This window comes from Streptosporangium nanhuense, assembly GCF_059358815.1.
In genome coordinates this window covers 132,953-146,096 of the sequence record NZ_JCADBG010000013.1, presented here as the reverse complement: position 1 = coordinate 146,096, position 13,144 = coordinate 132,953, and the positions used below count along the sequence as shown (strand labels likewise).

Annotated in this window: 17 protein-coding genes; 9 read left to right on the top strand and 8 right to left on the bottom strand. The window is 69.7% G+C overall.

Features of this window, described 5'->3' with window-relative positions; all coding sequences use genetic code 11:
• The first annotated feature begins 234 nt into the window (after positions 1-234).
• Entirely contained in the window at positions 235-1,098 is an 864-nt protein-coding gene (locus AC5L38_RS24780; RefSeq protein ID WP_495245207.1) for an NUDIX hydrolase, read from the top strand.
• A 259-nt stretch (positions 1,099-1,357) separates the two neighbouring features.
• Here the strand turns inward: AC5L38_RS24780 and AC5L38_RS24775 are convergent, their stop codons facing one another.
• Both AC5L38_RS24775 and AC5L38_RS24770 read right to left on the bottom strand, forming a co-directional pair.
• A complete protein-coding gene (locus AC5L38_RS24775) occupies positions 1,358-2,170 on the bottom strand; it encodes a PrsW family glutamic-type intramembrane protease (protein WP_495245206.1) in 813 nt (270 codons plus the stop codon).
• 52 nt (positions 2,171-2,222) lie between these two features.
• The gene (locus tag AC5L38_RS24770) at positions 2,223-2,843 is read right to left on the bottom strand and encodes a cadmium resistance transporter (protein WP_495245205.1); all 621 of its coding nucleotides are present in this window, start codon (positions 2,841-2,843) and stop codon (positions 2,223-2,225) included.
• Between the two features lie 109 nt (positions 2,844-2,952).
• Here AC5L38_RS24770 and AC5L38_RS24765 point away from each other — a divergent pair, with 109 nt between their 5' ends.
• From AC5L38_RS24765 to AC5L38_RS24745, 5 genes are all read left to right on the top strand, one after another.
• Positions 2,953-3,630, top strand: a complete 678-nt coding sequence (locus AC5L38_RS24765) for a hypothetical protein (RefSeq protein ID WP_495245204.1) — start codon at positions 2,953-2,955, stop codon at positions 3,628-3,630.
• Positions 3,631-3,690: 60 nt separating this feature from the next.
• Complete coding sequence (locus AC5L38_RS24760; RefSeq protein WP_495245203.1) at positions 3,691-4,113, top strand: hypothetical protein; 423 nt, start codon at positions 3,691-3,693, stop codon at positions 4,111-4,113.
• Positions 4,114-4,116: 3 nt separating this feature from the next.
• On the top strand, positions 4,117-4,503 hold the full coding sequence (locus AC5L38_RS24755; protein ID WP_389927251.1) for a hypothetical protein: 387 nt from the start codon (positions 4,117-4,119) through the stop codon (positions 4,501-4,503).
• Positions 4,504-4,700: 197 nt separating this feature from the next.
• On the top strand, positions 4,701-4,937 hold the full coding sequence (locus AC5L38_RS24750; RefSeq protein ID WP_495245202.1) for a hypothetical protein: 237 nt from the start codon (positions 4,701-4,703) through the stop codon (positions 4,935-4,937).
• 286 nt (positions 4,938-5,223) lie between these two features.
• Complete coding sequence (locus tag AC5L38_RS24745; RefSeq protein WP_495245201.1) at positions 5,224-6,108, top strand: protein phosphatase 2C domain-containing protein; 885 nt, start codon at positions 5,224-5,226, stop codon at positions 6,106-6,108.
• 110 nt (positions 6,109-6,218) lie between these two features.
• Here the strand turns inward: AC5L38_RS24745 and AC5L38_RS24740 are convergent, their stop codons facing one another.
• The 3 genes from AC5L38_RS24740 to AC5L38_RS24730 form a co-directional block, all read right to left on the bottom strand.
• On the bottom strand, positions 6,219-7,100 hold the full coding sequence (locus tag AC5L38_RS24740; protein ID WP_495245200.1) for a hypothetical protein: 882 nt from the start codon (positions 7,098-7,100) through the stop codon (positions 6,219-6,221).
• 420 nt (positions 7,101-7,520) lie between these two features.
• Positions 7,521-8,183 (bottom strand): hypothetical protein, encoded by a 663-nt coding sequence (locus AC5L38_RS24735; protein WP_495245199.1) that lies wholly within the window; start codon positions 8,181-8,183, stop codon positions 7,521-7,523.
• 165 nt (positions 8,184-8,348) lie between these two features.
• Positions 8,349-8,891 carry a flavoprotein gene (locus AC5L38_RS24730; protein WP_495245198.1) on the bottom strand — a complete coding sequence of 181 codons (543 nt, stop codon included), beginning with the start codon at positions 8,889-8,891 and terminating at the stop codon, positions 8,349-8,351.
• Between the two features lie 325 nt (positions 8,892-9,216).
• Here AC5L38_RS24730 and AC5L38_RS24725 point away from each other — a divergent pair, with 325 nt between their 5' ends.
• Positions 9,217-9,465, top strand: a complete 249-nt coding sequence (locus AC5L38_RS24725) for a cell division protein SepF (RefSeq protein WP_495245197.1) — start codon at positions 9,217-9,219, stop codon at positions 9,463-9,465.
• A 103-nt stretch (positions 9,466-9,568) separates the two neighbouring features.
• Here AC5L38_RS24725 and AC5L38_RS24720 read toward each other — a convergent pair whose 3' ends face one another.
• Together AC5L38_RS24720 and AC5L38_RS24715 are read right to left on the bottom strand one after the other, a co-directional pair.
• Positions 9,569-9,793: a hypothetical protein gene (locus tag AC5L38_RS24720; RefSeq protein WP_495245196.1), complete on the bottom strand. Its 225-nt coding sequence runs from the start codon at positions 9,791-9,793 to the stop codon at positions 9,569-9,571.
• Between the two features lie 115 nt (positions 9,794-9,908).
• On the bottom strand, positions 9,909-10,415 hold the full coding sequence (locus AC5L38_RS24715) for a MarR family winged helix-turn-helix transcriptional regulator (protein ID WP_495245195.1): 507 nt from the start codon (positions 10,413-10,415) through the stop codon (positions 9,909-9,911).
• Positions 10,416-10,613: 198 nt separating this feature from the next.
• Between AC5L38_RS24715 and AC5L38_RS24710 the strand changes: the two genes are divergently transcribed.
• Positions 10,614-12,107: an MFS transporter gene (locus tag AC5L38_RS24710; RefSeq protein WP_495245194.1), complete on the top strand. Its 1,494-nt coding sequence runs from the start codon at positions 10,614-10,616 to the stop codon at positions 12,105-12,107.
• Entirely contained in the window at positions 12,104-12,262 is a 159-nt protein-coding gene (locus AC5L38_RS24705) for a hypothetical protein (RefSeq protein ID WP_495245193.1), read from the top strand. Before AC5L38_RS24710 ends, AC5L38_RS24705 begins: the two co-directional genes overlap by 4 nt.
• A 554-nt stretch (positions 12,263-12,816) precedes the next feature.
• Here the strand turns inward: AC5L38_RS24705 and AC5L38_RS24700 are convergent.
• Positions 12,817-13,083 (bottom strand): hypothetical protein, encoded by a 267-nt coding sequence (locus AC5L38_RS24700; RefSeq protein ID WP_495245192.1) that lies wholly within the window; start codon positions 13,081-13,083, stop codon positions 12,817-12,819.
• Between the last annotated feature and the right edge of the window lie 61 nt (positions 13,084-13,144).

Below are 13,144 nucleotides of genomic sequence, written 5' to 3'. Positions count from 1 at the left end.
CAAGACGGCCAGTATGCCGGATCAGGACATCGCACCATGAACGCTTTTTTCGCCCATTGACCTGCCCTCCGGCACCGGAGTCTCTCCGGTGCCGGAGGGGGCGGAGAGCGCGCGACCGGCTGCCCCCGTCGCCGGTGGCCGAGGCGGGTGAACGGCTGCCTCTCCATCACCGGCGTCTTCCCGATGGCCGGGGGGCGGGGAGTGCGCGGCCGGGTCCTGATGCATCATTGGTCCATGGCGGCCGGGGACGGGGACGGGTGGGCGTGGTGCGATCTCGGGCACCGGCACTGGGGGGTGCACGGCGCGGCCGGTCTGCTCGCCGTCCATCATGACGGCGCGGAGGGGCTCCGCGTCCTGATGCAGAAACGTGCCGTGTGGAGCCACCACGGCGGCACCTGGGGACTGCCGGGCGGTGCCCGAGACAGCCACGAGGACGCGGTCGACACCGCCCTGCGCGAGGCCTTCGAGGAGGCCGCGCTGGACGGCACCGGCCTGCGGGTCCAGGGGGTCTACCTCGACGACCACGGCGGCTGGTCCTTCGAGACCGTGATCGCCGAGGCCGCCGAGCTGCTGCGCGCGATCCCCGCCAACACCGAGAGCGACGACCTGCGCTGGGTTCCGGCCGAGGAGATCACCGCCAGGAAACTGCACCCCGGCTTCGCCGCGACCTGGCCGGTCGTCGGCCTCGCGCTCGCCCCCTCCCTCGTCGTCCTCGACGTCGCCAACATCGTGGGCGCCCGCGCCGAGCACGGCTGGTGGCGGGACCGCGCGGGGGCGGCGGCCAAGCTGCTCGCCGAGGTCGGCGCACGCGCCGCCGACGGCCGGTGGGCCGCGCCCGGCCGCGTCCCGGCGCTGGCCCGCTGGTTCCCCCGGCTGATCGCGGTCGTCGAGGGTGCCGCCCGTGACACCGCCCCCACGCCCGGCGTCTCCGTGATCGCCGCACCCGGGAGCGGGGACGACGCCATCGTCGAGGCCGTACGGGAGGCTCGTCCCTGGGAGCGCGTCCTGGTCGTCACCGCGGACCGGGAGTTGCGCGAACGGGTCACGGAACTGGGCGCCGAGGTCACCGGGCCCCGGTGGGTGCTGTCGCTGTTGTGAGGTTCCGGCGTGAGGTTCCACCCTGAAGTTCCGTCCTGGAACTCCGCCGTGAACTCCGTGAAGTTCGCCGTGAAGTTCTACGTGGAACGCGCGGGTGTGCCTCGCGGCGCGGGGGGCGGGCCGGGGAGGCCGGACGTGGAGGGCGCCCCTGGAGGCCAGGCGCGGGAACGGGCCTCAGAGGTCAGGCGCGGGAGCCGACCTTGGAGGCCAGGCGCGGGAAGGGCCCTTGGAGGCCAGGCGCGGGATCCGACCTTGGAGGTCAGGCGTGGGACGGCTCCGGTTCCGGGGTCGGCGCCGGTTTCAGATCTCGGGTGCTCCGGTGGAACAGCCAGTAGCTCGCCACGGCGGCGACGAGGAAGAGCAGCCTGGCCGGTCGGGGGATGTCCAGGATGAGCAGGCCGTCGCTGAGCGAGTGGAGCGTGGCCGCCGCGACGAAGGCGGCGACGACGGGGAGGGTCACGACCGCCCGGCCCCTGGCCTGCCAGGCGCCGAAGGCCACCGCGCAGACCAGGCCGGTCCAGACGAGGTGGCTGAAGGGGGTGCTGAGGCCGCGCAGCAGGAGGACCGTACCCGCGCCCATGGCGCCGTCGTGGTTGGCGACGCTCTTCCAGGCGTAGGCCATCGACTCCATGATCGCGAACCCGGTCGCGCAGGCCAGGCCGAGCGCGACCCCCGCGGCCTTGGTGAGGTGGCGGCCGGTGAGCGCGACCGCGAGAGGCGGGACGAGTTTCGCGGGTTCCTCGATCCATCCGACCCGCAGGATCGAGGTGCTGTTCTTCTCCGAGATGAGGAGCGCGTCGAAATAGCCGCCGAGCAGGAGCGCGACGCCCCCGCCGAACAGGAACATGCCCATCAGCGTCATGGGCGGCACGCTGGTGGCGATGTGGATGCGGTCGTGGATGGCGAGCAGGAGGGCGAGGGGCCCGGCCGCGGCCCCGTAGAAGAAGGCCGCGGGCATGAGTGCCTGGTTACCGGCCGCCTGCATCATGGCGATGAGCGAGAAAGACAGGACGATCAGGGCGATCCACACCTTGAACCATCGATGCTGATAGAAGCGCAAGTGGTCTCGCATGGTGAGTAATTCCCCGGTGCATATGCCCCAGATTCGGGCGATTTGTCGATATTTAGCTAAATATCGACTCGACGAGGATGACAGCGCCGATGACCACGAACACCATGGGCACCAGCCACGCCCCCGTCCGTTCCACCAGGGCGATGACCTTCCCGTGCGACCCGAGCCAGGAGGCCGCCACGCACCAGACCGCGACGAGCACCGCGAACACGGCCACCGTGACGACGCTGGACGCGAGGCCGACGGTGCGGAACATCGGGGTGTAGACGGAGATGTTGTCGGCCCCGTTCGCGATGGTCACCCCCGCGATCGAGAGCACGCCCGAGGCGACCCGGGGCGCCTCGTCGGTGCCGTCATCCCCGGCCCGCCGTGCCTGCCGTGCCTGCCGTGCCTGCCGTGCTTTCCATGCCTTGACCAGCCCCCACGCTCCCATGCCGAACGGCACCAGGCCGAGCAGTCCCACCCAGCGGTCCGGCACCACCGTGAGCCCGAGGGCCGCCGCGGCCGAGACGGCCACCAGCGCGGCGATGCCCGCGTACTGCCCCACCACGATCTGCCAGGGGCGGGGAGCGCCCCCCGCCCTAGACGCCAGGAACAGCACCGTCAGAATGATGATGTCGTCCACGTTAGTACCGGCGAAGACGGCGACGGCCGTACCGATCGTTTGAATCACGCGCGTATTATGTCGGCCCCGCCAAGGGGCGTGACGACCGTGGTCAGCCGAGACCTACGGGCGTTATGATCACTTTCATCCGCTCTTGCCAGTCCTCCGGAGACCGCACGTGGGCTATCCGCCGCAGTACGGCCAGCCGCCGCGGGGCGACACGGGGCGAGGGCTGGCCGTGATGGTCGTCATGGCCATCGGCGTGGCCATCGGGGCCGTCGTCACCGTCTTCATGGTGTTCAACCCGCCCTCGTCGCCGCCGAGCACGGCGACCCCGACGCGCGGCGGCGAGCACTCGGAGGCCTCGGTCCGCCAGGCCGTCCAACCGGCGCTCGACGCCTACGGCAGCGGGATGTACGGCGACTTCTGGGACCTGTGGACCACCGAGGCGCAGGGGCTGATCGCACGGGAGGAGTACGTGAGGCTGTTCGAGGTCTGCCCCCCGATCCTGCCGAACTCCCCGCTCACGATCTCCACCGTCACCCTCACCGGCGACAGCGCCAGGGTCCAGGCCACCCGGCTCAACGACACCACGGACTTCGACTTCCTCTTCGAGGAGGACACGTGGCGGTACGAGCCCTCGCCCGAGGAGCGGCTCACGTACCAGGCCCCGGTCGAGCAGATAGCCGAGCAGCGGCGGGCCATGGGATTCTGCGGCGCGGTCACCACCACCCCCACCCCCACTCCCGGTCCTCCCACCGATCCCTCGCTGCCCACCAACCCCCCGCCTTCCACCGACCCCTCGGTGCCCACCACTCCCAGCGATCCCGCCAGTCAGCCGCCGGGATTCCTGTAGCGATGACCTTTGGTGCAGAAGTGCTGCCATAATCCACAATTCACAGCTACTGTCGAACGCATGGCCCACTCCATGCCGGCCTGGCGAGACGGCACAGGATCGGAAAAACCATCATCGGACGATCATGATGGCGCCAGACAGGAGTCGGATTCGGTTCCGCTGTGGCTGGCGCATCTCCAGCTCAAAGAAGGACAGAATTCAATCGGCGCGCCGACTTCCGACACGGCCGTCACCATAGAGCTGGATAAAGCGGATTATGAAGCGCTTTCTCGTAAGGCACGGCTGACCGGAAACCGGGTCGCCGACGTGATCCACGCGGCCGTCCAGCGAGAGATCGGCAACAAACCCCACGTGATCACCCTGATGCACCGCTGGAACCTGCACCGCGAGGACCTCGACACGGCGGCCGACTCCCTCGGGGTCGACCAGCTCTCCGAGGCGGAGTGGGGCCAGATCGGCATCCGCCGTTTCCGGAGGCGCTGAGCCATGCTTCCCGGTCGAGTGCTCGACGTGAGCGCACTGGTCGACATCGCGGTGGCGAAGACCGAATACTCCCGGAGCGTCGCCGCCATGTGTCTCTTCCGCGGCGGCGGGATATGCGTCCCGGCCACCAGCCTCGCGGCCGTCCTGTCCATCTCCCCGCTCTCGACCCAGGAGGAGCTGTTCGAGCTCGTCACGACACCCGGGGTGAGGATCGACGACTTCACCCACGGGAAGGTGGGGGACATCGCGGAGATCCTCGACGGGTCGCGCGACATCACTGCCGGACACGTCGTCTGGTGCGCCCGCGCCACCAAGTGGCCCATCCTCACCGATCGCGGGGCGGAGCTCGTCCAGTACGACCAGAACATCGGGATCGACCCCCTGCCCTAGCGACCCCCTGCCCTGGCGACCCCCAGCCCTGACGCCCTCCGGCCCTTACTCCGGCCCACGTGCGGCGGGCTCCGCCACCGGACGCCGCGACCCGGTCAGGGAAGGGGGTGGCACCCATACCTTTCCAGTCGAAAATGATGCCAAATATCGTCACGCGCACGATCGATTTTCGAGGCCGTGGCTTTCACACTGGGGGAGTGACATTCCAAACGAGGCGCATCAAGCTCGACATTCCTGACGGACCGGAATACGACCAGGTGCGCGATATGCACGGTCACACGGTCACGGTGTTCGCGTCCACGGAGATCAACGGCGAACGTTCCCTGAAAATCGGCAGCCGGACTTTACAGCTGAGGAAGGTGGGGATGGACGAGGACGACGAGGGGACGATGGACGTCTACCGAGCCGAGTCCATTTCGGAGCCCTCCTATTGAGGGTCGTCCCGGCGCTCCGATCGCCTGGCGCTCCGCTCGCCCCGCGTCCCTGTTCGTCCCCGCCCCCTGCTCGCCCCGCCGGACCTCGCGCCGATGACCCGCTTCGGACCGGCGCCGCCCGGCCCCGGACTCGTACGCCCGCCGTGAAGGTACGTCGTGGAGGTACGCCACCGAGCTCTCCTGGGTGAGGCACGCGTGGAATACGCCGTTCCAACGGGGGAACTCGTGAGAGAAACGCGCACGCCCGTCCGGAGCGAGCCCGTCCAGTACGAGGAGCCTCGAACCGATGCGCATCACCTTCGCCACCGAAGCGGCACCCGGCAGGCACGACGCGGGCGCCCCGGGCGCCGCTGACAACCACGGCAACGACGGCAACGACGGCAACGACGGCAACGAGGACTTCTTCGGGGCGACCCCGGACGCCCTCGTCCTCCTCGACGGCGCGGGCACCCCGGCGGGGTCGGAGTCCGGGTGCGATCACGGCGTCGGCTGGTACGTCCGCTCTCTGGGCTCGACCCTCCTCGCGGGCATGACGCAGGACACGGGAACGCTCACGGAGATACTCGCGAACGGCATAAAGGCCGTCGCCTCCCTCCACGACTTCGTCTGCGACCTCACCCATCCCGGCTCGCCGTCCGCCACGGTGGTCATGGTCCGCCGTACGGCGGGCGACCTGGACTTCCTCGTCCTGGCGGACTCCGTCCTCGTCCTGGACGTGGCCGGCCAGGCGGAGCCGACGGTCGTCTGCGACGACAGGGTGGATCGGATCGGCAGGGCGCACCGGTCGACCCTGGACGGCCTCGCCTACGGAAGTTCCGAGCGGGTCACCGCGCACCGGGAGTACGTGGAGACCATGCGGGACCACCGCAACCGCGAGGGCGGTTTCTGGATCGCCGCCGTCGACCCGCTCACCGCCGAGCAGTCGCTCACCGGCACGCTCCCCGCCGACCGGGTACGGGCGGTCGCCCTGCTCAGCGACGGAGCCTCCCGGCTCGTCGACCAGTTCGAGCTGGCCACCTGGCGCGAGGCGCTCGACACCCTCGAACACTCCGGGCCCGGCGAGCTGATCCGCCGGGTACGCGAGGCGGAGCACACCGACCCCGACGGCTCACGCTGGCCCCGGACGAAGACCCACGACGACGCGACGGCCGCCCACTGCCTGTTCGCCTGACCTCCGGCCCGCCTGTCCCACCGGCCCCCGCCCGCTCCACCGGTCTCCGGCCCACCCGTTCGGCTTTCCCGGCTCCTTGGCATGCGCGGCAGGCGACCACCCGGCGCCCCTCACCCGGACGGCGGCGGGTCGTCCAGGTGGTGGAACAGCTCGTGCGCCGAACCGATGCTCGCGCGCAACGCCTGCTCAAGCTCGTCGGCCTCGCCGGTGAGATGCCCGATCTCGGGCATACCCAGGGCGTCGGCACCCGACTCGGCGAGCAGTTCCTCGTAGCGGGGCAGCTTCTCCACCAGCGCCTCGATCTGGCCACGGGACCGGTACGCGCGTTCGGCGTCGGCGACATGGGCCGCGTAACGCTCAAGCGCCTCGACCTTCGCGGTGACGGCGCTCTCGCTGCCGGCGAGCACACGCTCCAGCGGCTTCATCGCGATCGCCACCTCCGAGCTGACCCCGCCGCGCACGAGGTCGCGGTGCTCTCCGCGAAGGGAGGACAGCTTGGCCAGCAGGCGTGCGATCTCCCATTCCTGCGGCGGCAGCATGACGGCGTTCCGTACGTCGTCGAGCAGTCCCTCCGCGTTGACGCGCGATCGCAGGACGGAGTCGACCGCCTGCCGCGTCCGGCCGAGCAGGCGGCCCGCGTCGGTGTCGAAGTCGTCGGGGAGGAGATAGGAATCGCGGTAGCGGTACGCGAGATCGTAAAGTTGCTGCTGCGGGCTGTCGCTCTCCTCGGAATCCCTCGCGGCCCTGATCGCGGCGGAAACGAAGTATACGAGCAGGATGAGCTGCAGGATTCCGAGCCAGGCTCCCCATTCGAAGGAAAGCACCACCAGAAAGCCGACCGCCGCGAACATGCCGGCGACGGCCGGGAGAACCGCGGACTTCCTCGGTGGATTCTCCAGCGGCCTCCAACCGGCCCGTATGCGTTTGAGCATGGACGGATTCGCGCGAAACAGAGCCGCGACCTCGGCCGGCAGGCCGGGGTCGACCACCACACCGGGCCGCTGTCTTCCTGAGCCTTCCAGATCCTCACCCTCTTTCCGGTGGTCATTCTAGGACCCACAGGCCCGGCGACATATGAGTCGACCGGCCGGGAGAAGAAGAACACCGGAACGAGCCGCATCACGAGAATCAACGGCGGTTTCGCGTCACACAATGACCGTTGACACACAATGTGGTTCGGTGACAGACCGGTAACCACAGAGCCGGTAACCACGGAAGCGGTAATCACGGAAGCGGTAATCACGGAAGCGGTAATCACAGAGAATCGGCGCGTCTCGAAGCGATGAGTCCTCGCCGCTCTCCACGACCGGTCGCGGCCCACCGGCGACCGCCGCCTTCACCACCACGTGCCCCCGCCACCACGCCATCATGTCCCCTGGCCCCCGCGACCCCTGCGGCTCCGGCCCCCGCCCTCACGCCCTCGCGACCGCTGCCTTCACAGCGTCGCGACCGAGGCTCCACGCCGGAGGAGCGAGGGCGAGCCAGACGCACGCCGCGCCCAGCGGGATCAGGTCGAGGTCGATCGCGCTGGCCGCCGTACCGACGACCACCAGGACCGGGCTCCACCACGCGAGCCGTCGCGGCGTGAGGGTCGCGAGAAGGACGACCAGGGCGATCAGCCCGACGTGGAAGAGCGGGGGGCCGATGGCGTAGACGGCGAGTTCGACGCCGGGATAACTCTGAACCTGCTGGAAGAAGGCGTTCATCCCGGCGCGATCCGTCGCGCGGAGTCCGGCGACGAGGTCGATGACCGCCTGGGCGACGGTGGCGGCCAGTCCCAGCACGGCGAGGACGGCGCTCACGTTCACGGCGATCCGGCGGCCCGCCGTCCGGGCGGCCACCCGGCGGCGAAGTTCCAGGGACACCGGGACGAACACCAGCGCGCTCGCGAGGAAGGCGAGGTGTCCCACCGTCCAGGCCGGGCCGGGACCGCGGCTCCCGTCGAGCCCGTCGAGCAGCCGGATGACCCCGTAGGCCAGCAGGAGAGCGGGGGCGGCGGCGAAGGCCACCGGCACGAAGACGGACGCGGACCTGCCGGTCGGCCTGTCCTGGGGAGTGATCATCGATCTCGTCATGTGCCGAGCTTCGCGTCCGACCGGCAGGCGAGCATCGGGGGTGATCCCCGAGTCCTCCCTGATACGGCCCCCGCCCGGTGTCAGGGCCTCCCTCGTGGTCAGGTGCCCGTGACGCGGGAGCGGCAAGACGGGGCTCGGCTCCGGTCGTCGCGCGTCCGGAGGTGCCTACCTCCTGGAGATCTCCTTGAGAGCGAGCGCCCAGGGGTCGTTCTCCCGGCTTCCGTCTCCGGTGCCGGCCAGGTCGGGCCCGGGCGAGCCGGGGCCGTGGTTGGGCAGTACGCGAACGCCTTCGGCCCGGAGACTCTCGACGCTCCGGCGGAACGGCACTCGTGTGGCGAGAGCGTCGTTGACGAAGGGCAGGACGACCACCGGGATGCCGAGGCCGGGGGCCTCGGCGAGGAGGCCGAGGGCGTAGGTGTCGGCGATGCCCTGGGCGAACTTGTTGACGGTGTTGTACGTGGCGGGGGCGACGACGATCGCGTCGGCTCTGGGGGGCTTGGGCTCGTCCGGCCTGCGGTACCGGCTGCGGACGGGGCGTCCGGTCTGTCTCTCCAGGGCGGGAACGTCGACGAAGTCCAGCGCGGAGGGGGTGGTGACGACCTGGACGACCCAGCCCTCGTCCAGGGCGAGGGTGACGAGACGGCCGACGTCCCGGGCGGCACCGGCCGCGCACACGATGACGTGGAGGAGCCGGCCGGACTTGGTCACGCGATCACTCCCAGGTACGCGGCGTGTTCGCCGGTTCGGTGGGCTCACAGGGCAGGCGAACTCGCGGGGCGGATGAACTCGCGGGGCAGGCGAGATCGAAAGGACAGCGGGCTCACAGGGTAGACGAGATCGAAGGAGCAGCGGGCCCACAGGACAGGTGAGGTCGAAGGGGTGACAGCCTGCGGGCATGAGCGGGCTCACGGGGCGCGCGGGATCGAACCGGCGATTCCCCCGCGGTGAACCGCGGTGGGCGCGGACGGTGATGCGCCGTCCCGCGCTCCGGAAGACACCTTGACGGGCGTGACGGACAGTGGAGACTTGTCCGGTGGTCAAAACACTGCGTCCCCAGAACTACAACGAAGCGATCTACGTCGGGCACTTCTTCCGTACCGGCGTTCCGGTGGTGATGGACCTCACCGGGCTGCCGGACGACGAGGCGAAGCAGTTCGTCGACTTCGCCGCCGGTCTGGTGTTCGGCAGGGGCGGGGACATGGACCGCCTGTCGCCCAAGGTGTTCCTGCTGATGCCCCGCGGAATGGGCAGCCGGGTGCCGGTCGCCGAGGAGGTGCCGTAGGCGGGTGACGTGCCGGTGGCGCGGCGGATCGACCGGTGCGCCCTGTCGGCTCTCACCCCCGGTTCTCGACCCCGGCTCTCACCCCTGGCTCTCGCCCCCCGGCTCACGCGCGGGTGAGCGGCTCCCACCACGCACGGTTGTCCCGGTACCAGCGCACGGTCCGCTCCAGCCCGTCGTCGAAGCGGATCGCGGGCTCGTAGTCCAGCTCCTCCCGGATCCTGGCGATGCTCGGCGAGTGGCGGCGGTCGTGGCCCCTGCGGTCAGCGATGTCCCGACAAGCACATGAGCCGAACCGGGGCCGGCCTCGCGGCGGCGTCCCGACAAGCACGTGAACCGGACCGGAGACGGCCTCACGGACCGCGTCCCGACAAGCACATGAGCCGGACCGGGGACGGCCTCGCGGCGGCGTCCCGACAAGCACGTGAACCGGACCGGAGACGGCCTCAGTGGGCCCGATCGCGGGACCGTCTTCCCTGCATCTCGTTGGTGATCTCGTGCAGCTCGCCGGTGGCCTTGACGAGGAAGTCGAACACCACCTCGCGGTGCTCCTCGTCGTAGCTGGAGATCAGGTCGTCCATGCGCTTGGCGATGGGGGTGAACAGGCTGGCCCCCTCTCCGACGTTCTCGGTGGCCTTGTCAGCGATCGTCAGCCGCACCCGACGGCGGTCGGACAGGTCGTGGGAGCGCTGGACGAGACCGAGCCGGGCAAGCCTGTCGATCAGCTTGGTGATGGCCCCGGTGGTCAGCGCCGTCCGCTTGGCGAGCTCTCCGGGTGTCGACTCGCCGTCCAGGTCGAGCAGGTTGAGCACGTAGAGGTCGATGGGGCGCAGGCCCGCGACGTCAGCGGTGATCTGACCGTTGAGCACCATGGCCGTGATGAACTCGCGCAGGTTACGGGACTCCTCCTCGGTGAGCTTCCACCGATTCCGAGGTTCGAGCCGATCGGCCATGACGCCCCCTCGCAGGTACCGCACACGGGGAAGACAACTTCCTTGTGAGCACAGTGAACCAGGTCAAGGCCCTTCCTCTTCGGACCGCTTGACAGGCTCCCTTCATTGCCTCAGATTCTAACTGTAGAAAATAGCTTCCATTTGGAACCTAGTTATGACTGGAAGCTAAATCACGACCATGACAGACGGGAGGCGGTCATGCACGAGACACGCGGTCCTGATCCGCACCGCTGGGCCGGCTCGATCTTCGTGCTGGTCGCCATCGCCATGACCACGATGGACAGCTCGATCGTCAACGTCACGCTGCCCACCATCGAACGTGACCTGCGGGCGAGCCCGGCACAGTTGCAGTGGATCTCGGTCATCTACACGCTGAGCTTCGCGCTCATGCTGGTGACGGCCGGCCGGATCGGCGACATCGTCGGCCGCAGGCGCATGCTGCTGTTCGGGATCGGCGGGTTCGTGGTCGCCTCGGCGGTCTGCTCCTTCGCGCCGAACATCGCGATCCTGCTGGCCGGACGTGCCCTGCAGGGGCTCACCGGCGCCTTCGTCATCACCCTGGCGCTGTCCGTCTTCCAGGTCGCCTTCCCGCCCGACGAGCGGGCGAAGGTGTTCGGGCTGTTCGGCGCCGTGGGCGGCATCTCGGCGGCGCTGGGCCCCTCTCTCGGCGGCGTCCTGGTCCACGCCGACCTGTTCGGCCTCGGCTGGCGCCCGATCTTCCTGGTCAACGTGCCCATCGGCCTGGTCACCTTCGTCGGCGCCGCCGTGTACGTCAGGGAGTCGCGTTCCGAGCGGCCGCTCTCCCTCGACCTCGCCGGCGTCGCGCTCCTCACGGTGGCGCAGCTCGCCCTGATCTACCCCCTGATCCAGGGCCGGGAGCTGGGCTGGCCGTGGTGGGGCTTCGCCCTGATGGCGGCCTCCGTGCCCCTGCTCGCGCTGTTCTGGCACTTCCAGAAGCTCAAGGACCGGCGTGGCGGCGGCCCGCTGGTGCCGCCCGAGCTGTTCCGCGTCCGCGCCTTCGTCTCCGGGCTCGGGGTGTCCCTGATGTTCTTCGGCGCGGCCTTCAGCCCCTTCTTCATGCTGGCCGTCTACCTGCAGAACGGCCTTGGCTGGTCCGCCCTGAGCTCCGGCCTCACCACCCTGGCCTCCCCCGTCGGCACGATGATCGCCGCGGTGACCACCGCGGGCCTCGTCGTCCGCATGGGGCCGCGGCTGCTCAGCCTCGGCGCCGTCATCGCGGCGATCGGCCAGCTGATGCTGGTCCGGGTCGTCGACGGGGCCGACGCCTCGGCCGGCGTCTGGCAGTTCGTCCCCGCCATGTTCGTGGCCGGCCTCGGCACCGGCCTGGTGATCGCGCCCGTCATCGACATCGTGCTGGCCAGGGTGCCGGTGGCCGTGGCCGGATCGGCGTCCGGCGTGCTCAACACGGCCCACCAGCTCGGCGTGATGGCGGGGGTCGCGGTCGCGGGCACCCTGTTCTTCTCCGAGGTCGTCGACGCCCGGACGGCGGGCGCCGGCAGGGCCGCGGCCTTCACCTCGGGCATGACGACGGCGCTGTGGATCACCCTGGGCATGCTCGCGCTCAGCCTGATCCTGACGATCTTCCTGCCCCGCCGTCCCCGGCGACCGCTACCGGGCCACGCGCGTCCGACGGCCCCGACCCCGACGGCCGCCGGGAACGAGCGCGGATGACCGGTGATTCGGCACGGCACCGCGCCGCCGAACTCCGCGAACTTCGCGAGATCGGCTTCGTCACCGGCCGGGCCCGGGAGTCCGCGCTCCGTGCCGCCCTGGTCGTCGCGCGGGGCCACGGCGGCTGCGACCCGGCCCCGGTAATACGTCGGTGAGTGTTCGCCCCGCGGGTGCCCCGTGGCCGTTCCGCTCTCCGCCCACCCGCTTCTCGTCCAGGAACATGCCGAGCCCGGAAACCGTCCGGGACCTCGTTCTCGAACCGTGGCCGGAAGCGAGACGGGTCCTTCCAGGAAAGCCGGAGACGGGATTCCGGGAGCGCCGAATGCCGGGCCTAACATTCGTCCCCCTCCTTTTCATGTTCGCTCTTTTGGAACAAGGTGATCCGCTCTCTGCGACGGCGCCGTGTATTCGGACCACGCGGATTCGGCGGGAGCGATGGACCTCGCCGGGCGTGTGCTCCGGCCAAGGTCCGCGACCGTGAGAAGGCCGTACCTCTCGTTCGAAGAAATCCGCGGCGCTCGGCCGGTGAAGCCCGGTCATGGGTGAAGTCCGCCCGAAGTCGAAACCGCGCGTGCCGTACGGCGAACCGCCCCGCGAACGCCTTGCCCGCGAATCGGCCCGGCCTCCGAACGTACAGGCTGTGAGCTGGTCATACGGTTCCCCGGAAGTCACCGCAGCAAGTCTCTGCCGACCGCCTTCCGACGACCCGTCAACGGTCCGGAGATCTGGGCGGATTCCCCGCCACCGCCATCCGCCATCGACGCGCGAAGGAGCGGCCACCCCATCGCAGCCCACGAAGGAGAAGCCGTACCACCGCGAAGAAGAGCGCGATCCAGAACAACAGGGAGCACATGAAAAGGATGTCACCGAGTGACGCCCGGCCACTGTCGCGTGCCCAATCGACGAGCACCGGTGTGACGACCATGCCGAGCACGTACCCGAGTATCGCCAACGCCTCGCTGTATCCGGCTCGCATGAGCTGATCTTAGGCCCGCGGAAAACCCGCGCTTCATCTTTGCCCGCTCTTCTCCCATGCC